This is a genomic window from Streptomyces sp. NPDC001787, assembly GCF_040297465.1.
Lineage (GTDB): Bacteria > Actinomycetota > Actinomycetes > Streptomycetales > Streptomycetaceae > Streptomyces.
The window spans coordinates 1-22,207 of sequence record NZ_JBEOZE010000040.1 but is presented as its reverse complement, the minus strand read 5'-3'; the positions used below and the strand labels follow the sequence as shown (position 1 = coordinate 22,207).

Below are 22,207 nucleotides of genomic sequence, written 5' to 3'. Positions count from 1 at the left end.
CGAGCCGGTCTTGGAGTGTTTCCACCACTTCAGGCGGGGCGACTCGACGTACCGGCGAACACTCGGCCCGGGGCCCGGTCCCGGAATCAGTCGGTGTGCTTCCAGGCAGTGAGCTGGAAGAGCCGGGCCGTGTGCATATACGGCGGGCGTGCGGTGGTGGCGAGTTCGAGGCGTTCGAGGTCCGCGTAGAAGTCCGGTTCGTACTTGCGCGCGTCGTCGCTGATGTAGTCGCAGAAGCTGCGGATGCCGTAGTGGGCGATGTCCCGGCATCCGAGCGTCCGCAGGGTGGGAATGATCTCCTCGGCCGTGTGGAGTGTCAGCGCGGAGTCGAACATCCGGGTCCGGGCCTGATCGGTGTCGAGTGCGGCGAGAGCCGCCACGGGGTCCATCTCACGGACGGCGATGGTCAAGGGTGCCGAATGCCGGTTGATCGCCATGACGGAGACCAGGCCGCCGGGCTTCAGCGGGGCAAGCACCGCCGCCAGCGTTCCCGGGACGTCGTCCATGTAGGGCAGGAGGTTGTGGCAGAGCACGACATCGAACTCCCCGTCGGCGAGGTCCCGGGGCAGATCGGTCGCGTCGGCTTCGACACAGTCGATCAGCTCTGTCACCCCGCCTGCCACGGCGCGCCCGGTGGCCGCGGCGAGCATGGACGGCGCGTGGTCGACGATGGTGACATGGTGCCCGCGGGCCGCGAGACGCATGGCATCGCCGCCGTCGCCACCGGCGAGGTCGAGAATCCGCAGCGGCTCGCCACCCGCCGCGTCGAGGTGGCGGAGCAGGTTCGCCTCGGCGATCGAGTAGCGCAGTCGGCCCCAGGGGGCGTCCTGCCACTCCTGCCAGGTGTTCATCGTGGCGTCGGACTTCTCAGGAGCTACAGGCATCCAGCGACGATAGCGGCCCGGCCGGACCGGTGCCGGGTACGGGGGCTCGGTCCGGCGGGCGGGGGTACGGGCAGAGACCCGGGGGCCGGCTCCACCTGCCGCTCCGGACAGGCGGAACCGCCCGGCTCCTGGCCCTCGCCGTCAGCCGAGCCGTCGGGCCAGTACCTGTCCCGGCCAGGCCTCGGACAGGAACCGGTCGGTGGGGACGAACCCATGACGTTCGTAGAACGCGACCAGTTCGCCATCGCCGCCCGCCCAGCAGTCGACCCTCAACAGCGCCACGCCTGCCCGACGCGTCTCTTCCGCGGCGTGGGCCAGCAACGCCGCTCCGATTCCCAGCCCGGCGTACCGCCGGTCGGAGACAAGCAGTCGGACGTACCGCTCGGGTTCTCCGGCAGGCGCGATCGGCATCTGGGCACTGGGCCCGCGGTCCAGCACCAGCGCTCCGGCAGGTACCCCGCCCAACTCTGCGACATAGGGGGTGTTCTCGGTCATGTACCGCTCGACGCGCTCCGCCCCGCCCGGCTTGCGCGAGAACGGCGTCGTACCCCACTGCTCGGTGTTGCCGCGCTCGTTCATCCAGACAACCGCGGAGTCGAGCATGCTCAGCACGGCAGGTGCGTCGGCCGGGCTGCCCGGTCTGATCCGAATGCCGTGTTGGGTGGTGTCGTTCACAGCGGAAGCCTAAAGGCTGTCCCGGTGTCTCTGATGGATCAGCCCCCGGCGTCGGATGCGGTGGCGTCGCAGGGTGGAGCGACGTCCGCATACGGGATGTACGCGGACGTTCCGACAACGCCGCGAGGTGCCGTAGCCGTCGTCGCGCGCCTGCCGGGGACTACGGGACAGCCTTAGGCTGGTGTGCGTGGGGACGCGGGGGCAGAGGTATCGGTATGTGGGTCCGCTTGAGCCGAAGGCTCTCGTCCGGGCGTGTGGTGATGGTCGGAGCATCCGCTCGTCTGCGGACTTCGGCGAGTGGGTCTCGGCACTGCCCTTTGATGAGTTGGCCGAGCCGTTCACGTTCGTCGTCGATGGCGGCGGGGTGCTGCGACTGGCTCCGCGCCGCAGCGAGCACGTGGTGTGCGCCGGCGGCGGAGAGGTACTGAGCGCCGGTGAGATGAGCTTCCGTGAGAAGTCCGGGCATTGGGTGGTCGAGGAGGTCAGCAACCAGTCGACCGGCTACTGCCCGGACGTCTGCTCATGGCCGGCCGTGGCCGAGGCCCTGGATCGGATCGGGATGCATCGACCGTCCGGGTTCACGCACGAGGTGGTCTTTCGCCGATGCCGCTCCTGCCAGGAGCTCAGCATCGTGCGGGAGGAGGACTTCGTCTGTGTCTTCTGCGGCGAGGATCTGCCGCAGGAGTGGAACGTCAGCGAGCCCGGGTGACTGGTCAGACCGCGAAGATCCCATCACGCTGCGAGTGCGGCAGCATGGCGGTGCGACAGGTGAACCAGTGCATCCTTCACGATGAGTTGCGGTGGGACTCGGAGTTCTCGTGCGGGTCGTATGGCACAGGGACTCGCCCCTGCGGCGCTCCTCCCGCTTGAACGACGGACGCAGCAACTCCGCCCCACGCAGGGCCAGATCGGCCTCGAACTCCTCGAACTCCTCGGCCTTCCGGGAAGCAAGGCACCTGTCCGCGACCAGGAGAAGGCCGGGCCGGCCGATGGCGGCGTCCGCCTCGCGTCCGGCATCGCCGTCAGCACCTCGCGCTCGTCCAGCTTCGGGTTCCGCTGTTGGACTCACGGCTACAGATGTGCGAGCAGTCGGTCCAGCGGCCGTGGCACGCGACCGAGGTCCAGGGCATCGACAAGTGATCGCGCGTACTGGCTCTTCCGGCCGCTGATGGTGCCCATGAAACGCCGCAGCTGCCGCTCAACGCTCCGCTCCCGCTGGGCGGGCTGTTTCTGGAAGATGTGGAACGCCCGCAGATCGCCCTGTGCCTCGACGACCCGTTGCACAGAGGCGGAACCGAGAGTGCGGATCAACTCCTCTTCCAGGTCGGCGACACACACGTGGAAACCGAGCGGCTCCATGTCGGCGCGAGTGAGGTCACGGCCGAGGCCCGCCCGTTCCAGGGCACGCGCGAAGTGGCTTTCCTCTCCGGCGTCGCACAGGCCCGCCAGTCCGACGTCGAGCCCCTGAGGACCGAGGAGATTCAGGAATCTGCCGATGCTGGTCGCGCCTCCGAGCGGGATGACGGAAATACCCTCCGCCCCGAGGGAACGGCCATGACGCGCCGCCAGGGCTTCGAGCGCGACCTCGTCGCTGACTCCTTCCACGAGTACCGCCGTACGCACAGCGCCACGGGCAGCCACTTCATGTGCGGCCTCGGCCGCCACTGGAGCCCCCGCACCGCCCGCTGCCCACTCGATGACCGCCCCACGGAACCGCTCTATCGCATCCATGGGCACCAGTTTCCCAGCCGTAGCCGCGCGGACCGCAACGACCGCCTCGCGCAAACACCTCACGGTTCCCCTGACGTATCCGCCCGCCTTCCCCACGCGCCTCGACCGACGGCGGCGCCCGCACACCCGCGACCTGCGGGCACGCGCAGCCCGGCGGTGGCGCACACCTAACGGAAAGCGTTTTCCAGCAGCTCGCCCGAGAGGCCGGCCCCATCGCCCGGACGGCTTCCGCGTCTCGGTCGGGCCGCCCGCCATCGGCCCGGTACGGGCGGCGGCAGCGCGGTCGGACAGCGGTAGACGGCATCACTGCGGAAGGCGTAGCGCTGCTCGGTCTCCGGAGTGAGCCGGACTCCGAGCCCCGGCGCCCGCGGGGCGAGCAGATGGCCCGCTTCGATACGGAACGGCTCGACCAGGAGTTCGGACCGCAGGGAGTAGGCGGGCAGGGGCCACTCGGCCAGCCGGCCGCCACCGACGAACGCGGCGTGATAGTTGGCCGCCTGGCACACCGCACTGCCCCAGCAGTGGACGACCGTGTCCACACCGTGTGCCTCGGCCGCCGCGAAGACCGCCAGTGTCTGCCGCAGCCCGCCGACGACCGTGGCGTCCGGCTGGACCATGTCGTAGTACCCCGAGGCCAGGCGCCCCAGCAGTTCCCGCGCCGTGGTGACGGTCTCCCCGCCCGCCACCGGGCAACCGGCCGCCCGTCGCAGGGCGGGGTACTCATGCGCGCGGGCAGGGCCCAGCGGCTCCTCCAGGAATCGCAACGGCTGTCGAGTGCCGGTCTTCACCGCGTCGAGAAACGCCAGCGCGTCCGCCACGGACTGGCCGGGGTCATCGAGGTTCTGCGCCATGTCGACGGCGATGCCGACGCCGTGCGGGGCCGCGTGGTCCAGCGTCCACACCGTCTTGTCCGCCTCGTGACCCCGTGCCCTGATCTTGAAGGTACGGATCCCGAGGGCGGCGACAGCGGCGATCTCAGTCCTCATCGCCGCCGGGGAAGTCGAGTCTCCCCCGCTGGCGTAGAGCCGGATCCGGTCCGTACGACGGCCGCCCAGCAGCTCGTACGCCGGTACGCAGGCCCGTTTGCCGAGGGCGTCGACCAGGGCCGCTTCCACGGCGGAGATGACATGACGGGCCGCGCCCTGGAGACTCCAGTACCCCGTGACGAGCACCATGTCCCGGTACCGTTCCGCGAGGTCCGCGGCCGGCCGGCCGAGCAGACAGGGCGTCAGCAGGTCGACCGTCGACACGAAGACCTGCGGTGCGAACACGGCGAGATATCCCTCGCCGAGACCGGTCGTGCCGTCGTCCAGGGTCACCTCGACCAGCCCCGTCGTACGCCACCCGGTGGGCAGGGCGACGCGCACCTCCAGATTCTCCGGATCGGCATACGGGGCGCTGAGCAGGACCGGCCGGACCGCCGCGATACGTACCCCGCTGTCGGCGAGCGCGGCGAGGTGCGCGGAAGTCGGTTCGGGCATGTCGGTCACGTCCTCAGAATCCTCTGGACCACTGCACGGTGTTGCGCAGTGGGGCACCGCTCCGGAACCGGCTCAGGTTGTCGGCGAACACATCGACGACCCGTGCCCCCTCGTCCGTCGAGCCGCCCGCGGTGTGCTGCGTGAGAATGACGTTCGGGCAGGTCCACAGGGGGTGCCCCGCAGGCAGCGGCTCCTGCGCCGTCACGTCCAGCACCGCGCCGCCGAGCCGCCCCGAGGACAGCTCGGACACCAGTGCCTCCTCGTCGACCAGCGATCCCCGGCCGGCATTCACCAGCACTGCCCCCGGCCGCAGCATCGCGAGGCGTCGTGCGTCGAGCAGCCCGCTCGTCCCGGGAGTCCCGGGCAGCAGCGCCACCACCACGTCGAAGCCGGGCAGCCGCTCGTCGAGTTCTGCGAGGGTACGGATATCGCCCGAGCCACGCGCGAAGTGCGACACCGGGCAGCCGAACGGCCCCAGCAGTTCGGCGAACCTCCTGGCGATGGACCCCCTGCCCAGCACGAGGACCCGCGCGCCGGACAGCAGGCGCAGCCGAGGCCGGACGGCGGACTTCGCCCAGGTGCCGTGCGTGCGCAGCCCGGTCAGCTCGTCGATGCCGCGGTACAGGGCCAGGACGCCCGCGAGGCACGACTCCGCCACCGGGTCGGCGAAGACATCGCCCAGGTTGGTGACGGTCAGCCGACACCCGAGGACCGGCCAGTCGAGGGCGAGATAGCCGTCGATCCCGACCGAGGCGAGTTGCAGCCACCGGAGTCGGGAGGCTTCGGCCACCCAGGCCGCCCGGGGGTTGCCGAGCGCGATGTCGGCGTGGGCGAGCGCACGGGAGTCGGCCGCGGAGGCGGTCCCCGGTTCGGCGAACCACACGGGCCCGGAACCGGGACCGCCCAGGCGAGCACGGCCGGAATCGTCGAGCGGCAGTTCCACGTACAGGGCGAGGCCGTCCTCGTCCCCCTTCACCACGGGTGCTCCGCGAGGTACTCGGCGATCCGCACGCGGTCCCAGGCTCCGTCCGCGACGGTGACCCGGTAGCGGCGGGACAGGGTGTCGCCCGGGGCGAGTTCCAGTTCGTCGTAGAAGGCGAAGGAAGGCGCGACCGCCGCGAAGGGCTCGTTGCGGACGAACCAGTGAGAGGGGTGGGTGCCGCGCTCCCCCGCGTGATCGTTCTCCGGGGCGTGCTGGAAGATCAGTGTGGCGTGCCCGTCGGCGCCGTCGTGCTCACCGCTGTAGGCGAGCCAGGGCGCCTGCGTTCCCATCAGTTCGGGGCCCGCACCGTCCGGCCCGAGGATCTGCCCGCCCCGGAACGCGCGCGGCCCGCGCCAGAAGAGACCGGTGTAGCCCGCCGCCTCCCGGCCGTGTGTCGTGGGGCTGCCGAAGCACAGCGGCTCCGTGCGCCGATTGGTGATCGCGCTCTGCCAGGTCAGCGTCCAACTGCCGCCGCCACGCGCCGCGTCGGTGCCGGAACCGGCGTGCTCCACATCGTGGAGTTCGATGCGCCGCCGCTCGTCCGCCCAGTGCGTACCGTCATGGTGACGCCATGCCAACCGCTCCGCGATGACCGCGTGTCCGGCCTCCGCCGCCACCTCGTCGAACCCGACATGTGCCATCGATCCGACGCGTTCGGGCAGCGGTTGGTAATCCTGGCCGTGTACATAGGTGTTGCCTCCCCACAGGTTCTGCCCGGAGAGATGGGAGGCGGTCATCTGAATGCCCTTGTGCCAGCGGTGGTCATGGGGCCGATAGTCGGTGACAACGTTATCAGCCAGCGTACGCAGGGGATGGATGTACGGCTTGGGGGCCTCCCAGGCCGCTTCCGGGCGGTACACGTAGCTGATCAGATCGATGCCGCCCCGCTCCTCCGTGACCGTGATCCGGTCACCGTGGACGTGCGTGATGCCCAGTGGACTGCTCATGTGTCCGTAGTCTCCCGTACGACTGGAAAGCGCTTACCAAAAGCTAAGCCCTTCGCCGGACGGGCGTCAACAGGAAGCCGAACGGGCAGAAGCGAGAGGTCTTTTCGCGGCGGTCGACATGTCACCCGTCCGCCACCGGCTGTGGCAACCCGGCTCGCGTACCCGGTCTCCCCCGGGTCCGGCACCGGCCGGTGCGGCACAGGAGGACAGATCCGACTGCCCGCAGGCCCGCCTCATCTGGGGCATCGTGGCCCCTGGCCCCTGGCCCCTGGCCGCTCGGCAGAGTGCGGCCGGGCGGCCGTCGGGGCGGCTCAGATGTCCTGTCGGCACGCCCGATCACGAGACCCCGTACAGCGCACAGCTTCCTCCGTCCGCCGGAACACCGGAACACCGGAAGTGGGGACGTTCCGACAGGCCGCGAGGTGCCGCAGCTGTCGTCGCGTGCCCGCCGGAACTACGGGACTACGGGACTACGGGACTACGGGACTACGGGACAGCCTTTAAGGTGATCCGATGGCCACCGTGAACGCGAATGAGGTCGCTCTGGGCGTCGAGTCCTTCGGCGACGGCGACGCACCACTCGTCCTGCTCGCGGGCGGGACGACCATGCTCTCCTGGCCCGACGCGCTCTGCCGGCGACTCGCCGACGGTGGGCGACACGTCGCGCGATACGACCTGCGGGACAGCGGGGAGTCGACGACGGCGGACCCGGAGGCGCCCGCCTACACGCTGCGCGACCTCGCCGCCGACGCGGCGGCCCTGGTCGGCGCACTCGGCGGCGGTCCCGCGCACCTCGCGGGGATCGGCGTCGGCGGAATGGTCGCCCAGGTTGCCGCGCTCGACCACCCGGACGCGTTCTCGGCTCTCACCCTGGTCGGCACCCGTCCGGTCGCGCCCGGCCCGCCCGACGACGACCTGCCGGATCACGACCGAGCCACGATGAGCCGGCTGTTCGCGCATGCGATGCCCGACTGGACCGACCGTGAGGCGGTGGCGGAGTTCGCCGCCGCCGGGGCGGAGATCCTCGGCGACGACCCCGACGCCGCTCGTACGACCGCCGCACGCGTCTGGGACCGCACACCCGGCACCGCACCGCCGGTCCAGATGGCCAACCAACTGGGCATGGTGTTCTCCAGGCTCGACTGCGGACCCCGTTGGCGCGAGCGCCTGTCCGGGATCGGTGTCCCCACGCTCGTCGTCCACGGCCGCCACGACCGGTTCTTCCCCGTCGGCAACGGCGAAGCGATCGCGCACGAGATCCCCGGGGCACGCCTGCTCGTCCTCGGTGGGGCGGCCACGGCGATCCCCGACACAGCGGCCGACGAGATCGCCGAGGCGATGCTCGCACTCGGATAGCGGACGGCGCGTGCTGCGCGGTGCGGCATACGTGCAGCGGGGGGTGTCCGAGCCTCGACACCGCCGGCGTACGCGAGCAGCCATCAACTCATCGGCTGTCCGGTCTGCCCAGCACGCGCAACCGGCACACCCGAACACGTCTCCCCCGGTGCGTCTCCCCCGGCGCCGACTCCAGGGTCAGTCGGCCGTACCCGGCTTGGTCCCCCAGATGTACAGCGCGTCGTCGATGTCCAGCAGGTCCCACAGCGCCGCCGCGTCCGCGAGCCGCAGGTTCACACAGCCCGCCGACCCGCCCCCGTCGAACAGGCCGTCGGGGCGCCCGTGCAGTGCCTGACCGCCGTCGAAGAACTGCGAATACGGCATGGGCGCGTTGTTGTAGATCGTGGAGACGTGGTCGCGGTCCCGCCAATAGACGGCGTGCCAGCCGGTCCGGGTCTCCTCGCCGTCGCGCCCGGTACGGATCGGAACGGGGTCGAAGACGACACTCCTGCCCGTCTGCACCCACAGGAGCTGACGTTCGAGGTCGACACACGTGACGCGGTAGGAGCGCTGGGGGCAGTCACCGGCGGCGTTGGGGTTGGCGCGAGCTTGGACGGCCGTCATCGTCCGGTAGGTGACGAGGTTGGCGTAGCCATCGGCGGGGGTGATCGACCGGGACCGCTGGAACGTACGGATCGCCGCGCAGTCCTCGGGGGACTGTGCACCGTCGACGGTCAGCTTCAGGTACTCCTCCATGGGCCGCTGGTAAGGGCCGGTGGAGGCTGCGCATGTCTCTGCCACGGGCGCCATCGCGGGCCCTTCCACAGCCGGCGCCGTCGTGGCCGCCGCAGTCCCGGGGAGCGCGGCGGTCAGTCCCGCACCCACCACGGCCAGTGCCGCGATCCGCCGCCGCACCGTACCGCTGCGAAGCCCTGCCCGCGCGCGTCCGGCCCGCGCGCGGCTCCTCCGGATGCCTCTCCCCCGTACCGCGGTGGCCCGGTCGCCCTCCATGGCCGAACCGCCCCTACGTCCGATGGCATCCGTAAGCCTCATGCCGACCTCCACACCTCATGCGGCACACGCTTCGGCGGCGTGTGGCCACCCCTGCACACCGGGCGACCCTCGCCCCTGTACCCCACAGCTATCAGGAGCGGTCCGTCCGCGCCCCGCGGGGTTAAGCCGAACCGGTGAGGCCCCCGGGACGGCACGCGCTGAGCGCGGCGGTCCGGGGGCCTCACCGGTCGGAGGTAACCGGGTCACTTGTACTTGCCGGGCTCTCCCCGCTTGTTCGCGACCTTGACCGTCACGGTCTCACCGGCGTTCTGCTCGGTGATCACGAACGGCCCGTTCACCGGGTCTCCCGGCAGGACGTACCCCTCGGGTACGGCCGTCTCCAGCAGGTAGTACGTCCCGATCGGCAGTTCGTCGAAGACACACGATCCGACACGGTCGGTGGAGCAGCCCGGACCGGTGCGGGTGTCCGGCGGTACGGTGCCGTTCGGCAGGGTCTGCAGACCCGTGACCCCGTTGGACTCGCGCCACAGCTCGAAGACGGCCCCGGCGAGCGGCCGGCCGTTCTTCGCGTCGGTCTTGACGACCTTGATGGTCGACTCCCCGGGCGGCACCGAGGACTTGGTGTTCTCCGCGGTGACGGTGACACCGTCCGACGCATTCTCGTCGGTGAGCACCAACGGTCCGAACACCGCAGGGTCAGGCAGTTCATAACCCGGCGGGGCAGCGGTCTCACGCCAGTAGTACGTGCCCAGGTCGACCGTCCGCGTGCACTCACCATCAGCGCCGGTGGTGCAGGAAGCACCGACCTGCGTGTCGGGATTCCCACCGGTGGTCTGAAGACCAGTCACACCATTGGTCTCCTCCCACAACTCAAACACCGCACCCGCAAGAACGTCACCCGTCGCCGAGTCCTCCTTGACCACCGTCACAGAACCCGAAACAGCCGTCCTGACATCCTCAACAGTGACGGTGACACCCTCCGACGCATTCTCCTCGGTGAGCACCAACGGCCCGAACACCGCAGGGTCAGGCAGTTCATAACCCGGCGGGGCAGCGGTCTCACGCCAGTAGTACGAACCCAGGTCCACCGTCCGCGTGCACTCACCATCAGCGCCGGTGGTGCAGGAAGCACCGACCTGCGTGTCGGGATTCCCACCGGTGGTCTGAAGACCAGTCACACCATTGGTCTCCTCCCACAACTCAAACACCGCACCCGCAAGAACGTCACCCGTCGCCGAGTCCTCCTTGACCACCGTCACAGAACCCGAAACAGCCGTCCTGACATCCTCAACAGTGACGGTGACACCCTCCGACGCATTCTCCTCGGTGAGCACCAACGGCCCGAACACCGCAGGGTCAGGCAGTTCATAACCCGGCGGGGCAGCGGTCTCACGCCAGTAGTACGAACCCAGGTCCACCGTCCGCGTGCACTCACCATCAGCGCCGGTGGTGCAGGAAGCACCGACCTGCGTATCAGGAGTCACACCAGTGGTCTGAAGACCAGTCACACCATTGGTCTCCTCCCACAACTCAAACACCGCACCCGCAAGAACGTCACCCGTCGCCGAGTCCGTCTTGACGACCGTTACCGGTGCTTGGGGTGTCGGGCCCGCGCACTCCGGCAGGTCGCCGTCGAACGGGTAGGCGTGGAACTCCTGGCCGCCGCCCCCAGCGGGAGGGCTGGTGTGGGTGAGGGAGCCGGTCGTGAAGAAACGGCCGTTGACACCCGGCAGGGAGACGGTGGCCTCCGAGGCGGGGTTGCCGATCAGGACACTGCCCTGGAACTGGCCGGTTCCGGCCAGGTTCACCGTCGTGGCGTCCGGGAAGTTCCACAACAGACGCGGACGGAGCTGGTTCAGCGGGTCGGAGTCCGCGATGCCGCCGCTGAAGGTGCTGAGTGTGCGGGAGGTGCCGAGGACGTTCACCAGGACAGTGGCGCCCGCGGGAATGTCCTCGAAGACGAGGCCCTGCTGAGCACCGGTACTCGTGGTCATGTCGAAGTCGACGTTGAAGACCTGGAGAGCCGAGGTGTTGTCGCCGGTGAAGAGGGTCTGGCCCCCCTGGTTGACGGCGGTGCCGGTGGCGGGCCGCGTTCCGCTCTCGGTGCGCGCGTAGCACTGGCTCGCCGTGGTGAGCTGACCGCGAAGCGCGCTGTAGGGCGCGGCGGCGTCCGGGTCGGCGATGACCGTGCCGGTGATGGTGCCGGTGGCGGTGCCCGCGTGCCGGACCACCCCCTCATCGGCGAGCAGGCGCTGGTCGGTGGCCACGGTGACGTTGCCACCCGTGGTGAGGAAGTCCGCGCCGACCGGCGGAGGGACCCGCGAGCCGACGCCCACGATGCCGATGTTGTAGATCGCGCTGCCCGCGGCGCTCTTGTTCTGGTCGAAGTCGCCCAGAACCACGAGGCGGCCCTCGGCCTCGGCGGCACGGTCACGGACGCGGTAGTCGCCGCCCGTGAAGATGTTGATGCCGTTGTCACGGCCCACGATCGGGCCGTTGCTGATCGGCGGGTACGGGTCCGGGCAGTCACCTGGGACGCAGGGTCCGAGGCCACCGGGGAGAGGAGCCGCGACGGCCGGTGTCGCCGTGGCGCCGAGGGCGATCACGGGGGCCGACGCGGCGGCGACCACATAGGCGAGACCGGCCGCCCAGGCACGGGTGCGTCTGGTGTGGCCCCGGCCGGATAGCTGGGTGAGGAGTTTCATACCTGGCGTTCTCGCACGCACGCGGGGGTCGGTCCGTACGGGACACTCGCTCAGGACCGTTTGTCTCACCACAGATCACCCGACCGGGCCGGTGGGTTCCGGGCGGAGACCGGTTCGCGGTCGGCGCTCGTCGGGGCCGCAGCTGTCCTTCCTCCGGCCGACGGATTCCCGTCCCTACGCAGTTCCCCGAACGGCCGCTCGTGAGACTTCCTGCGGGAGTCCCGCGCCACGAACGTGGGTGGTCCGGCCACTGATGCGGCAGTGGCCGGCGCCCGTACGGCTTTGGGCCGACTCAGGCGTTGCCGGCTTCCCGTGCCACGCGTTCCAGCCGACTCCGGTGGGTCTCCCAGTACGCCTGGTCGCCCGGCGGGATGCTGTCGTTGCCGTTCACCCACCCGACTGCCCCGTCGATGAGTTCCCGCACGATGTCCGCGTGGCCGGCGTGCCGGCTGGCATCGGCGATCACTCGCACCAGGAGATGGTGCAGTGTGGTCTCGCGCCGTTCCTCCGGCCACCACGGAACGTGGCCGACCGCGTCGAGCGCCAGCGTCTCGATCGTACGGTCCGAGTGCTCCCACGCCCGGCGGTAGAGCGCCACGATCTCTTCGCGGGACTCGTCCGCCGTCGCCCACATGTCGGCGTTGGGGTCGGCGTCCTCCGTGTACCACCAGGAAGGCGGCTCCTCGCTGAAGAACGGCCGGCCGAACGTATCGCCGAAGTACCCCAACTCCACGCCCGCACAGTGCTTGACCATCCCCAACAAGTTGGTGCCGGTGGGTGTCAGCGGGCGGCGGACATCGTATTCCGAGAGCCCTTCGAGCTTCCACAGCAGGGCTTCACGAGCGTCTTGCAGATAGCGGCGAAGGTCCGCCTTCGGGTTAGGTTCGATCATGCCGGGCAGTCTCGCATCCGGCACTGACAGTCGGACGGCACGGGCCCGCCGCCCCACCCCTCCCTTGTCCAATAATTTGGCTAAGGGCTGTCCCACAATTCCTGGTGGATCAGCGCGCGGCGTCGGATGCGGTGCATCGCAAGGCGGAGAGGCGCCCGCATACTGGATGTATTCGGGTGTTCCGACAACGCGGCGAGGTGCCGTGGCTGACGTCGTGCGCCCGCCAGGAATTGCGGGACAGCCCTTCGGCATGCCTGACTTTCTCTAGGGTGTCCTTCATGGGCTTCTGGGAAGCGGCAAGGGTGGGCATGGGCTACGCGCTTCTGCTGGTGACCTTGTTCGCCGTCGTCGTCGTAGGGTCTCTCCACGTCTCCCGGGACTCCTTGCTCCCGGACTACCCTCACGCCATCCGCGAGAGATACGGACCGCAGAGCGCCCGGGGCCGTCGGACGGCGGCAGCGGCCGGGCTGCTGAATCTCCTGGTCCTGATCGTGGTGCCCGTGATCGGCGTACTCGATCTGCACGACCGGGCGGAGGGCGCTCTCGGCTTCTGGCCGCCGTTCGCCCTCGGCGCGGTCGGTTTCCTCGCTCTGACGCTCTTCGACCTGGTCGTCCTTGACTGGTGGTTGTTCTGCACCGTGCAGCCGCGCTTCATGGTGCTTCCCGGTACCGAAGGCATGGCCGAGTACCGCGACTTCGCCTTTCATGTGCGTGTGCTCGTTCCCCGCCCCGTGCCATGGCCGCTGATGGCCATACCGGGATACGGGGCGGCTGTGGGCGCAGTGGCCTGTATCGCCGAAGCCCTCACCGGCTGAGGAAGCGGACGTATCCGCCATCCGGCAGCCAACCCGGTCAGCCCCTCGGCCCCTCGGCCAGTCAGTCAGGATGGCGCACGGCCGATGAGCGCATGCCGCAGCGGAGGTGGGCTGCGGCTCCCTGCGTCCGCAGCCCCTCGGCGCAGTGTCAGCGTGTGTCGGACGGGTCCTGCACTCCGGGCGCCCCGGGCGCCCCTGCGGGGAACGGCTCGACTCCGACCACTCGGCGTACACGCGTCGGCTCGATCAGCACGATGACCCGCTGCTCGCCGGGAACGCGCCACTCGAATCGCTCGGTGCCCAGGTAGACGCGCGCCAGCCTGTCCATGTTCCGGTCCGCCTCCGGGCCCTCGACGAACCGGACGGCACGGCCGCGGATCTGTACCCGGTCAAAGGGATCGGCGGCATCCGCGTGGGACAGGCACACGCGCGGGTCACGACGCAGATTGCGTTCCTTGATACGGCCGATCGCGGTGTTGAACAGGAGCAGATCCCCGTCCATGCCCACCCACATCGGGCTCACATGGGGCGCCCCGTCCGGGCTGACCGTTCCGACGTACCAGATGTGCGGCGCCTCGACCCGCAGGCGGATTTCGTTCGACAGTACGACCATGAACCGACTACTGCCCCGGAACGACGCTTCGGACACTCACCGGTCATGACCGTCCCGACAGTCGCCCCGCCCGGGAGCGCTGTCAGCGGACGACGTCGAAGACGTTCTTCTGCAGGCCGTTGGCGTACACCTGGTGCTCGACGAGCTTCAGCTTCTGGGTGTCCTTGTCCGTGTCGCTGAACAGGCGCTTGCCCGCGCCGAGGAGCAGCGGGAACACCAGCAGGTGGTATCGGTCGATCAGCCCCGCGTCCGACAGGTTCCGGTTCAGGGTGGCGCTGCCGTGGACGATGATCGGACCACCCTCGGTCTCCTTCAGCGCGGCGACCTCGTCGAGCGAGCGCAGGATCGTGGTCTCGCCCCAGTCCGTGACCAGCTCGTCCTCGGTGAGCGTGGTGGAGACCACGTACTTCGGCATCGCCCTGTAGCCGGCGAAGTCCTCCATGCCCGGCCAGACCGGGCTGAACGCCTCGTAGCTGACCCGGCCCATCAGCATCGCGGTGGAGTCCTCCTGCTCCCGGCCCTTGATGGCGAACGCCTCGGGGAGAAACTCCACGTCCTTGAAGGTCCAGCCCGAGTTCCGGTAGCCGGGCTCTCCGCCCGGTGCCTCCACGACCCCGTCGAGCGAGATGAAGGCAGTGCTGATCAGGGTACGCATCGGTGTCTCCCGGTGTTCTGTCTTGTTCTCGGCCGGTTCGGTCGGTGTACACCTCGACCGGACCGGCAAGCGCGGCGTACTGAGTATTGCTGACGGAACGACTTCTGTTCATGGAGAAAATCATCGGACGCCGCCCACCGCCAGGACGTTGCCGTGCGCACCGCCCCGCCGTTCCCGTACCCACTGCCCTGCTGATACCCGCTACGCGGCAGCCGCGTAGCGTGACGCCATGACCAGCGGAAATCGACAGCGCCGCCGCGATGGTGCTCCCAAACGCGCCCAGCTGACCAGCGGCAGCCACAGCGGGCCGAAGGACAAACGCAAGGGGAAAGGCAAGACGGGCTTCGTCGATCCGCCCGAGCAGCAGAAGCAGGCTGCGGCGAAGCGCCAGTGGAAGGCGCTCTTCGCGCGCCTGGAGGACGTCAGGGCACGGGAGCAGAAAAGGGAGCAGCATCGCGCCGCCGGAGAGTAGCCACTGGCCGCTGCCGTCGTCTCCGCGCGTCCGTCACGGAAGGGCAGAGGGGCAGGAGGCAGGGGGCAGGGCAGGGGGACAGGGGGGCAGAACAGACTTCCGTCGGCCCGTTGCGCCACCTCACCGCGGTCGCCTTCCTTCAGCCCTTGAGGAAGTCCAAGAGGTCCTGGTTGAACTGTTCCTTGTCACCCGGGACGAGCGCGATGCCGTGGGAGCCGCCTTCGTAAACCTTGAGCGTCGCGTTCGGGATGAGCTTCGCGCTCTTGCGGCCGGTGGCTTCGATCGGTACGACCTGGTCGTCATCGCCGTGCACGACGAGGGTGGGGATGTCGAACTTCTTGAGGTCCTCGTGGAAGTCCGTGTGTGCGAAGGCATCGACACAGGCGACGCCGCCCTCGATGGTCTCGGCCATGGCCATGTACCAGAAAGCGTCCTTGTTCCCCTCCGTGACCTTGCTACCCGGACGCCCGGCGGAGAAGAACCCTTCCGAGGTGTCCTGCCAGAACTGTGAGCGTTCGTTGAGGATGCCTTCCTTTATGCCGTCGAAAACGTCCTGCGGCACGCCCTCGGGGTTGTCGGGCCCCTTGAGCATCAGCGGGGTGATCGCGGACAGCAGGACCGCGGACCTGATCCGCCCGGTGCCGTGCCGTCCGATGTAACGGGCCAGTTCCCCACCGCCCATCGAATGGGCCACGAGTGTCACATCGCGCAGATCGAGAGCGTTGATGAGGTCGTCGAGGTCATCGGCGAAGGTGTCGAAGTCGTAGCCTTCGTACACCGGGGTGGAGCGGCCATGACCGCGCCGGTCGTGCGCGATGCCCCGGAAACCGTTGTCGGCCACATACTTGAGCTGGTCCTGCCAGGCGTCACCATTGAGCGGCCAGCCATGGATGAAGACGACGGGGCGCCCCTTGCCCCAGTCCTTGTAGAAGATCTCGACACCGTCACGTGTGGTCACCGTAGGCATGCGTCCGTCCTTCCGAAGGTTCGAGGCGGACCGGCGCCGAGGGCCTTCGTACCGGAGCGGGGCGGCATCGGTCGGGGAGCTTCCGGGGTGGTACGCGCGCTCCGGGCCCCACAAGCCATGCTGAAGGCGGACCACGCCAGCGGCAACACGAGCACGTAGGAGGTGGTACGCGAGAGAACCGCCTGCCCTGGATCGGCGGCGTCGACGTGGGTCGCGGGGACGACGGGCCGGGCGTTCGGCCCGGATCGACGACGAGCTCACCGAGGCGGATCGGGCCTGGGTGAGGGAGCACCACGACGGCCCCGCCCTTGTGCACCGGATCGGCCCCGGACGCGGTCTCGCCGACGACGACTTCACCGCGCTGACCCACTGGGCGACAGGAGTGAACTGAACCACGGGCGCCACGAGCACAGTAGTCTCCGCGTCTGTCCGCACACCTCACAGTGACCGACGGGAGCATGTGCTCCTGCCGTCCCACCGACCGGCACCATCCCGGTCTACGGGCGTTCCGTGAGCAACTCCGCCAACTCGTCGGTGAATTCGGTGAGCCGGCTCAGCCGTGGTCCGCCGCGGGCGACACTGAATCCGTGGCGGCGGCCCCAGAAGGAACCCTGGACCGCATGGAACTGGGCCCATCGCCGGACGCGTTCGCGGTCGAGTTCCGCGGCCTCGGCGAACACGTCCAGGACACGGCCGACCGCCTTGTGCAGGTCGTCCGCCGCGAGGAGCGCGAACGCACGGGACTTGAGCAACGTACCGCCGTCGTACGCGGGATCCCCCACATACCCCTTGGGGTCGACGGCCAGCCATGGCTCGCGGTCGGCGCGCAGGATGTTGCGGGCGTGCAGGTCGCCGTGGATGAGAGTGTCGGGCTGGTGCCGGCCCAATTCACCCACGGTCGCCACGGCGGCGTCGACCACACGGTGCGGGAGCGCGTGGGGAAGCTCCGAGGCATCGACGCGCAGTTGCTCCACCCAGGCGTCGGCCTGTGTCCGCAGCCGTGGCAGGCCGGGCGGAGCGGGGACGGCCAGGCGGCGGCTGAGCCCTCCGGCCACCGCCACCACCAGGTCGCCGTCCTCGATCTCCGCCAGGGTCGACGTCCGGGCCCGCTCCAGCAGCATCGCGAACCGGTCGTCCGCGCGCTCGTGGAGCATGACGGCACCGCGCCCGCCCCACGCCGTGAAGGCATCCGGCTCATGGACATTGCCGGGATGCGGAAACGACACCTTCAGTACGGCGGCTGCCCCGTCCCTCCGTCGGACCGGGACGATCACACCGACGCCCCCGTGCACGACCTGGCCGTCCGGAACGCACGCCCAGCGCTCCAGCAACTCTTCAACGGTCCGGGGCAGTTCGGCCAGCCACGTCGCCCCGGCTTCTCCCTCGCGTTCGGCGGTGCAGCGCGCGAACGCCTCTGGAATCGCGATCATCCCGGCACCTTACGCCCGGCGCGGTCCACCACGAGCGGCTGTCCACCGTCTCGTCGCGGTACGCGTGACGACGGCCATCCGCCCCCGTCCGACTCCATCACGCCTTCCCGCGTGGAGTCGATGGAAGATCGCGAACAGGAGGCGGTACCGGGCTCAACTGCCTGATTGACCGCCGATGTCCGCGGCCAGCGCCGCGTAGATGTACTCGCTGCCCCAGCGATCCCCGTCGAGGTCGTTCTCGACCAGGTGCGCCTCCCGACGCATCCCGAGGCGCTCACAGACCCGCACGGAACCGGTGTTCTCCACATCCAGCCGTGCGTAGAGCCGGTGCACGCCCAGTCTGTCGAAGGCGAACCCGGCGAGCGCCGCGGCCGCCTCGGTCGCATAGCCGTGCCCCTGGTGACGTGGATCGATGGTCCAGCCGATCTCGGCCTGGGCGGCGCGGGCATCGGCCAGGCCGAGGCTCACCTCGCCGAGGAGGCCGGGCTCATCGCGTCGGCACACGGCAAGCGCCAGCTTGTCCCCGTCGGCGTACCAAACCGAGTGCGCCGCGCGCTCGGCCGCAACCTGCTCGCTGCGCTCCCGCGTGTGCGCCGGCCGGTACAAGTAGCGCGCCACACTCGGCAGGCTCTGGTAGGCGTACAGGTCGTCGGCGTCACCGGGAGTGAACAGACGCAGCGACAGCCGGGGCGTGGTCATCGGCAGCAGCGAGGCGATGTCCATACGGACCTCCGGGACGCGGATTGGATCAAGATGCGGACCGATTGTCGCATCACGGCCGAAGGGCAGCCACGCCTTTTCCACAGCAGCGCCCGACAGCCACGCTTCACCACGAGGCACGGCATTCCAGGACTTACTGCCCCACGCTCCCATCTGTCCGTCGTTCGTCGCGCCCGCCACAGCCACAGCCACAGCGGCGGCTCGGAAAACGGTGCGTGCGTCGTGACCCGCCGCCACTGCCCGCTGGTTCGCGAGCCGACGACGGGGGCTCCGTCTGCGGAGCCCCCGGGCATCGCGTCACACCGCCGCGCCGGCGCCTGACGGGTACGTCAACGCGACTCGCCCCTCAACGGCTTCCCCGGAAACGCTTCGACCTGCAACTCCCCCGCGCTGACCACCGGCACACCGCCGACGAACAGGTGCCGCACACCCACGGAAGGCCGCGTGGAGTCGACGTACGTGGCGGAATCGGTGATCGTCGTGGGGTCGATGACGACGATGTCGGCGTCCGCGCCGATTCCGAGGTGCCCCTTGGCCCGCGCACCGGGCGCCACCTCGTCGAGGACGCGCGCAGGAAGATGGGCACACCGCCGGAAGGCCTCCGGCCAGTCCCAGGCGCCGCTCTCCCGCACCATCACCCGCAGCGACCTGGCGAACGTACCCGCCGTCCGCGGGTGCGTCCGCCCACCCGGCGGAAGCGGCCAAGCGGTGCTGTCGTGGCTGCCGTCCTTCCAGAAGACCGGCATCGCGTCACTGGCGACGATCGCGTCCGGGAAGGCAAGAGCGCTGCGCAGCATCCCCAGGTCGCGCGGGTTCCCCTCGTCGAGGAACTCCAGAATGCACGGGGCCCCGGGGTCGCTGCTCCGCAACTGCCGCAGGCGGCCCTCGTCGGCGATGCGCTCTCCCGATTCGAGCATCACGACACTCGACGGGGACAAGCCCTTCATCCGCAGCCGTTCGGCGTCGAGGAAGGCGGCTCCGATCGCCGTGCTTCCCGCACCGTACGGATATGCCTCGACGGTCACGCGCGATCCCGACCGCCGCGAGCGGTCCAACGTGCTCAATACGCGATCGATGTGGTGGCCCGATGTGCTGTTGACGTGGCAGTGATGCATCGCGGCGCCGGTCTCGGCCGCGGCGATGACGATCTCCTCGGAGCCGTCGGCGGGCGTGCCGGGGTCCATCTCGACGAGTTCGCGGACATGTGTGTACGTCGGCACTCCGGCCCTCGCCGCGAGCCGGGCGACCGCGAGGAACTCGGCGGGCTCGCTGTGGGGCGCGTACCCGAGGAGCACCCCGATGCCGAGCGCTCCGGCGGCGAGCTCTCCCTCGATCAGTGCCAGCCACTGCGCGAGTTCACGATCCGAGGAAGAACGCTGCCACGTGAGATGTCCCAGTACCGCGAGGCTGCTCACCGCCCCCGCGTCGGGCTGGATGCCCGAGAGCACCTGTGCCCTGGCGCCGCTCCACGAGGCCGAGAACCCGTAGTGCAGGGGCCGTCCCTCCGCGGCGGCCTCGGCGTACGCCCGCTCGATGGGCATGAGGCCGGCTTCCAGGTCGAGCGCTGTCGTCACGCCGTCCATGGCCTGGAGCCGCTGCCCTGCCACCGAGTGCACATGACTGTGCAGGTCGACGAACCCCGGGCCGACGATCAGACCCGTGACGTCGATGAGCGCGCAGCCCGGCGGCGCGTCGAGCCCCGGGGCGACGGCGCTGACCACGCCATCGGATACGAGCACATCGGCGATGGTGTCGAGCCCTGTTCCCGGGTCGATGACACGGCCGCCGCGCAAAAGTGTCTGCACGCTTCGTCTCCTCAAGATCGCGGAGCACCGGTTGGTCTTTCGGGCGACCCTAGGAGAGAACCCGGAACCGCTGTTCATCCGAGCGGACGAAACCCCGGCGGCCGGTTCGTGCGCCCCGACGATTCCAGGAGGGCAGGAGCCGTGCCGGACTCCAGGAACGCCCGGATCCGGTCGCCCGCCCCGTGGTGAAAGTACCTTGGCGTGCCCGATGTCCGCTGGGTAGCGCCGGTGTCCATGACCCCGGTTCTGCTCACAGTCCATGCCACCGTGGCCGCGTCGAACATCGGCTCGCTGGCCCTGCTGGGCGGACTCGGCTTCGCGCACCTCCGGGACACCGTCGAGGACAACGGCAGCACCACGCGACTGCTGACGCGCTCCCTCGCCGCGAGGGACGGGGCTTCCGCCGCCTCTCGGGCAGGAGACGCCGGAGAGGGCACTAGATTCCCGGCATGACTGAACCCGCCTACCTCGCCGCGGTCCGGGAGTCGTACGACACCGTCGCCGCCAGCTACGCCGACCGCGTCAAGTCGCCTGCCGAGCTTGATCCCTTGTCACGCGCGATGCTGACCGCGTTCGCCGAACTCGTCCGGGTCGCCGGCCTCGGACCGGTCGCGGACCTGGGATGCGGGCCCGGAAAGGTGACGGCCCATCTGGCCGAGCAGGGAGTGCCGGCGTTCGGGATCGACGTGTCGCCGAAGATGATCGAGCTGGCCCGGGAGGCCTTTCCGCACCTGCGGTTCGCTGTGGGCTCGATGACCTCACTGGAGCTCGACGAGGACGGACTCGGCGGCATCCTCGCCTACTACTCCACGCACCACACGCCACCCGAACTGCTGCCGTTGGTGTTCGCCGAGTTCCATCGCACCCTGGCGCCAGGCGGTCATCTGATGCTGGTCGGCCATGTGGGGAACGACGAGATTCGGCGCCCCGCGCAGGCCTACGGCGGACATGCCGTGACGTACGAGTCCCACCTGCTGCCGCCGGCCCGGATCGCCGAACTGCTGGGCCTGGCCGGGCTGGCCGTCGGCGCGCGTCTGGTGGAGGAGCCCTGCGACGGGGCGACGAGGACGATCGCCACCTTCATGGCACGCAAACCGGAAGCCCGTTCCGAACTCTGGTAGATCAAGGGATGCGGGTCGGCGCCACCCGGCAACCACCTGACACTCCATGGCACCATCCCGCACCGCGTGGCACCAGGTGGCGCCACTTCCCGCCTCAAAGGGTGCATGGACACGAGTGACGCCATACCCACACAGCAGAGAATCCTAACATTACCGCAGGTCAGAACGCCTCCTTCTACTCCCGCCCCATAGACACCACCTCACGGCTTGCATATAGAGCCATAATGATGCCATGATGGCGTCATGGACCTCACGCCGTATATCGACAACCTCCGCCGCGAGCTCGCGGTGGCCGCCGAAGCCGGTGGCGACGAAGCCCGCGAGCTGGCGGAGCGGCTGACCGCTCCGCTGGAGTCGGCCACCCGGCTGGCCATGCTCCATGTGCTCTCCGCCGCGACGGACGAGATCACCCGTGAACTCGCCCCCGGTTCGGTCGACGTACGGCTGCGCGGGCTCGACCCCGACTTCGTGGTGACACGGCCGCCCACCGACGGCGACGCCCCCGCCGAGCCGGCCTCGCCCGTCGAACCGCTCAACGCGCCGACGCCCGCCGAGGGCGACGAGGGCGGCACCGCCCGCGTCAACCTGCGCCTGCCGGCCCACCTCAAAGCCCGCGCCGAGGAGGCCGCGACCCACGAGGGCCTGTCGCTCAACGCCTGGCTGGTGCGCGCCGTGTCGGCCGCGGTCGACGGCGGCACCCGGACACGTACGACGGAGAAGGCCAGGACCGTCGGCCAGAGCTTCACGGGCTGGGTGCACTAGCGGCGCCCCCGCCCCGTACTGCTTCACCCACCCAACACACGTCCCATCAGCGAGGGCGTGCCAAAGAGCCAAGAGGACGGGACAGCCATGCCTTCATTCGACACTCCCCAGCCGATCTCGGTCACCGCCCGGGTGGACGCGGGATCCATCCAGTTCACCGCCGCCGACCGCACCGACACGGTCGTCGAGGTACGGCCCCGC

The 22,207-nt window shown here is 69.6% G+C and carries 21 protein-coding genes and 2 pseudogenes; 7 read left to right on the top strand and 16 right to left on the bottom strand.

Going from position 1 to position 22,207, the window contains the following annotated elements; genetic code table 11:
* Positions 1-86: 86 nt before the first annotated feature.
* Positions 87-884, bottom strand: coding sequence for a class I SAM-dependent methyltransferase (locus ABT170_RS35615; RefSeq protein WP_351874475.1), 798 nt, complete (start codon positions 882-884; stop codon positions 87-89).
* Between the two features lie 141 nt (positions 885-1,025).
* A complete protein-coding gene (locus ABT170_RS35610) occupies positions 1,026-1,559 on the bottom strand; it encodes a GNAT family N-acetyltransferase (RefSeq protein ID WP_351874472.1) in 534 nt (177 codons plus the stop codon).
* A 187-nt stretch (positions 1,560-1,746) separates the two neighbouring features.
* On the opposite strand from ABT170_RS35610, the gene ABT170_RS35605 reads away from it, so the two are divergent.
* A complete protein-coding gene (locus ABT170_RS35605; protein WP_351874469.1) occupies positions 1,747-2,268 on the top strand; it encodes a hypothetical protein in 522 nt (173 codons plus the stop codon).
* A 111-nt stretch (positions 2,269-2,379) separates the two neighbouring features.
* Here ABT170_RS35605 and ABT170_RS40740 read toward each other — a convergent pair.
* The 5 genes and pseudogenes from ABT170_RS40740 to ABT170_RS35585 all read right to left on the bottom strand — a co-directional run.
* Positions 2,380-2,612 (bottom strand): annotated as a pseudogene (locus ABT170_RS40740) (IS982 family transposase); the annotation flags it as partial.
* 18 nt (positions 2,613-2,630) lie between these two features.
* Positions 2,631-3,290, bottom strand: coding sequence for a TOPRIM nucleotidyl transferase/hydrolase domain-containing protein (locus tag ABT170_RS35600; protein ID WP_329943635.1), 660 nt, complete (start codon positions 3,288-3,290; stop codon positions 2,631-2,633).
* 167 nt (positions 3,291-3,457) lie between these two features.
* Positions 3,458-4,771, bottom strand: coding sequence for a mandelate racemase/muconate lactonizing enzyme family protein (locus ABT170_RS35595; protein WP_351874466.1), 1,314 nt, complete (start codon positions 4,769-4,771; stop codon positions 3,458-3,460).
* A gap of 13 nt (positions 4,772-4,784) precedes the next feature.
* Positions 4,785-5,750, bottom strand: a complete 966-nt coding sequence (locus tag ABT170_RS35590) for a D-2-hydroxyacid dehydrogenase (RefSeq protein ID WP_351874463.1) — start codon at positions 5,748-5,750, stop codon at positions 4,785-4,787.
* Positions 5,744-6,700 (bottom strand): DUF6807 domain-containing protein, encoded by a 957-nt coding sequence (locus tag ABT170_RS35585; protein ID WP_351874460.1) that lies wholly within the window; start codon positions 6,698-6,700, stop codon positions 5,744-5,746. The genes ABT170_RS35590 and ABT170_RS35585 overlap by 7 nt, the downstream gene beginning before the upstream one ends.
* Positions 6,701-7,213: 513 nt before the next feature.
* Between ABT170_RS35585 and ABT170_RS35580 the strand changes: the two genes are divergently transcribed.
* Positions 7,214-8,056, top strand: a complete 843-nt coding sequence (locus ABT170_RS35580; RefSeq protein ID WP_351874457.1) for an alpha/beta fold hydrolase — start codon at positions 7,214-7,216, stop codon at positions 8,054-8,056.
* Positions 8,057-8,233: 177 nt separating this feature from the next.
* Here ABT170_RS35580 and ABT170_RS35575 read toward each other — a convergent pair whose 3' ends face one another.
* From ABT170_RS35575 to ABT170_RS35565, 3 genes are all read right to left on the bottom strand, one after another.
* Positions 8,234-9,046 carry a L,D-transpeptidase gene (locus tag ABT170_RS35575; RefSeq protein WP_502970617.1) on the bottom strand — a complete coding sequence of 271 codons (813 nt, stop codon included), beginning with the start codon at positions 9,044-9,046 and terminating at the stop codon, positions 8,234-8,236.
* Between the two features lie 245 nt (positions 9,047-9,291).
* Positions 9,292-11,754 carry a choice-of-anchor A family protein gene (locus ABT170_RS35570; RefSeq protein WP_351874454.1) on the bottom strand — a complete coding sequence of 821 codons (2,463 nt, stop codon included), beginning with the start codon at positions 11,752-11,754 and terminating at the stop codon, positions 9,292-9,294.
* Between the two features lie 292 nt (positions 11,755-12,046).
* Positions 12,047-12,646 (bottom strand): DinB family protein, encoded by a 600-nt coding sequence (locus ABT170_RS35565; RefSeq protein WP_351874451.1) that lies wholly within the window; start codon positions 12,644-12,646, stop codon positions 12,047-12,049.
* A 278-nt stretch (positions 12,647-12,924) separates the two neighbouring features.
* Between ABT170_RS35565 and ABT170_RS35560 the strand changes: the two genes are divergently transcribed.
* On the top strand, positions 12,925-13,461 hold the full coding sequence (locus tag ABT170_RS35560; RefSeq protein WP_329940717.1) for a hypothetical protein: 537 nt from the start codon (positions 12,925-12,927) through the stop codon (positions 13,459-13,461).
* A 148-nt stretch (positions 13,462-13,609) separates the two neighbouring features.
* Here the strand turns inward: ABT170_RS35560 and ABT170_RS35555 are convergent, their stop codons facing one another.
* Together ABT170_RS35555 and ABT170_RS35550 are read right to left on the bottom strand one after the other, a co-directional pair.
* Positions 13,610-14,074, bottom strand: coding sequence for a PPOX class F420-dependent oxidoreductase (locus tag ABT170_RS35555; protein ID WP_351874448.1), 465 nt, complete (start codon positions 14,072-14,074; stop codon positions 13,610-13,612).
* An 82-nt stretch (positions 14,075-14,156) separates the two neighbouring features.
* Positions 14,157-14,729, bottom strand: a complete 573-nt coding sequence (locus ABT170_RS35550) for a dihydrofolate reductase family protein (RefSeq protein ID WP_351874445.1) — start codon at positions 14,727-14,729, stop codon at positions 14,157-14,159.
* 229 nt (positions 14,730-14,958) lie between these two features.
* On the opposite strand from ABT170_RS35550, the gene ABT170_RS35545 reads away from it, so the two are divergent.
* A complete protein-coding gene (locus tag ABT170_RS35545; RefSeq protein ID WP_329940720.1) occupies positions 14,959-15,201 on the top strand; it encodes a hypothetical protein in 243 nt (80 codons plus the stop codon).
* Positions 15,202-15,340: 139 nt separating this feature from the next.
* Here ABT170_RS35545 and ABT170_RS35540 read toward each other — a convergent pair whose 3' ends face one another.
* The 4 genes from ABT170_RS35540 to ABT170_RS35525 form a co-directional block, all read right to left on the bottom strand.
* On the bottom strand, positions 15,341-16,168 hold the full coding sequence (locus tag ABT170_RS35540) for an alpha/beta fold hydrolase (protein WP_329940721.1): 828 nt from the start codon (positions 16,166-16,168) through the stop codon (positions 15,341-15,343).
* Between the two features lie 497 nt (positions 16,169-16,665).
* Positions 16,666-17,598, bottom strand: a complete 933-nt coding sequence (locus ABT170_RS35535) for an aminoglycoside phosphotransferase family protein (RefSeq protein WP_329940722.1) — start codon at positions 17,596-17,598, stop codon at positions 16,666-16,668.
* Between the two features lie 153 nt (positions 17,599-17,751).
* Positions 17,752-18,321: a GNAT family N-acetyltransferase gene (locus ABT170_RS35530; protein ID WP_351874440.1), complete on the bottom strand. Its 570-nt coding sequence runs from the start codon at positions 18,319-18,321 to the stop codon at positions 17,752-17,754.
* 326 nt (positions 18,322-18,647) lie between these two features.
* Entirely contained in the window at positions 18,648-20,123 is a 1,476-nt protein-coding gene (locus ABT170_RS35525) for an amidohydrolase family protein (protein WP_329940724.1), read from the bottom strand.
* 449 nt (positions 20,124-20,572) lie between these two features.
* On the opposite strand from ABT170_RS35525, the gene ABT170_RS35515 reads away from it, so the two are divergent.
* The 3 genes and pseudogenes from ABT170_RS35515 to ABT170_RS40735 form a co-directional block, all read left to right on the top strand.
* Positions 20,573-21,244 carry a class I SAM-dependent methyltransferase gene (locus ABT170_RS35515; protein ID WP_329940725.1) on the top strand — a complete coding sequence of 224 codons (672 nt, stop codon included), beginning with the start codon at positions 20,573-20,575 and terminating at the stop codon, positions 21,242-21,244.
* Between the two features lie 243 nt (positions 21,245-21,487).
* Positions 21,488-22,006 carry a toxin-antitoxin system HicB family antitoxin gene (locus tag ABT170_RS35510; RefSeq protein WP_329940726.1) on the top strand — a complete coding sequence of 173 codons (519 nt, stop codon included), beginning with the start codon at positions 21,488-21,490 and terminating at the stop codon, positions 22,004-22,006.
* A gap of 87 nt (positions 22,007-22,093) precedes the next feature.
* Positions 22,094-22,207: pseudogene (locus ABT170_RS40735) on the top strand (DUF4097 family beta strand repeat-containing protein); the annotation flags it as partial.

What these genes read in the sequence shown, in the direction of transcription:
- ABT170_RS35615 (WP_351874475.1), bottom strand. Translation starts at nt 884, where the DNA reads ATGCCTGTAGCTCCTGAGAAGTCCGACGCCACGATGAACACCTGGCAG.
- ABT170_RS35600 (WP_329943635.1), bottom strand. Translation starts at nt 3,290, where the DNA reads ATGGATGCGATAGAGCGGTTCCGTGGGGCGGTCATCGAGTGGGCAGCG.
- ABT170_RS35595 (WP_351874466.1), bottom strand. Translation starts at nt 4,771, where the DNA reads ATGCCCGAACCGACTTCCGCGCACCTCGCCGCGCTCGCCGACAGCGGG.
- ABT170_RS35585 (WP_351874460.1), bottom strand. Translation starts at nt 6,700, where the DNA reads ATGAGCAGTCCACTGGGCATCACGCACGTCCACGGTGACCGGATCACG.
- ABT170_RS35580 (WP_351874457.1), top strand. Translation starts at nt 7,214, where the DNA reads ATGGCCACCGTGAACGCGAATGAGGTCGCTCTGGGCGTCGAGTCCTTC.
- ABT170_RS35575 (WP_502970617.1), bottom strand. Translation starts at nt 9,046, where the DNA reads ATGGAGGGCGACCGGGCCACCGCGGTACGGGGGAGAGGCATCCGGAGG.
- ABT170_RS35570 (WP_351874454.1), bottom strand. Translation starts at nt 11,754, where the DNA reads ATGAAACTCCTCACCCAGCTATCCGGCCGGGGCCACACCAGACGCACC.
- ABT170_RS35565 (WP_351874451.1), bottom strand. Translation starts at nt 12,646, where the DNA reads ATGATCGAACCTAACCCGAAGGCGGACCTTCGCCGCTATCTGCAAGAC.
- ABT170_RS35560 (WP_329940717.1), top strand. Translation starts at nt 12,925, where the DNA reads ATGGGCTTCTGGGAAGCGGCAAGGGTGGGCATGGGCTACGCGCTTCTG.
- ABT170_RS35555 (WP_351874448.1), bottom strand. Translation starts at nt 14,074, where the DNA reads ATGGTCGTACTGTCGAACGAAATCCGCCTGCGGGTCGAGGCGCCGCAC.
- ABT170_RS35550 (WP_351874445.1), bottom strand. Translation starts at nt 14,729, where the DNA reads ATGCGTACCCTGATCAGCACTGCCTTCATCTCGCTCGACGGGGTCGTG.
- ABT170_RS35545 (WP_329940720.1), top strand. Translation starts at nt 14,959, where the DNA reads ATGACCAGCGGAAATCGACAGCGCCGCCGCGATGGTGCTCCCAAACGC.
- ABT170_RS35540 (WP_329940721.1), bottom strand. Translation starts at nt 16,168, where the DNA reads ATGCCTACGGTGACCACACGTGACGGTGTCGAGATCTTCTACAAGGAC.
- ABT170_RS35535 (WP_329940722.1), bottom strand. Translation starts at nt 17,598, where the DNA reads ATGATCGCGATTCCAGAGGCGTTCGCGCGCTGCACCGCCGAACGCGAG.
- ABT170_RS35530 (WP_351874440.1), bottom strand. Translation starts at nt 18,321, where the DNA reads ATGGACATCGCCTCGCTGCTGCCGATGACCACGCCCCGGCTGTCGCTG.
- ABT170_RS35515 (WP_329940725.1), top strand. Translation starts at nt 20,573, where the DNA reads ATGACTGAACCCGCCTACCTCGCCGCGGTCCGGGAGTCGTACGACACC.
- ABT170_RS35510 (WP_329940726.1), top strand. Translation starts at nt 21,488, where the DNA reads ATGGACCTCACGCCGTATATCGACAACCTCCGCCGCGAGCTCGCGGTG.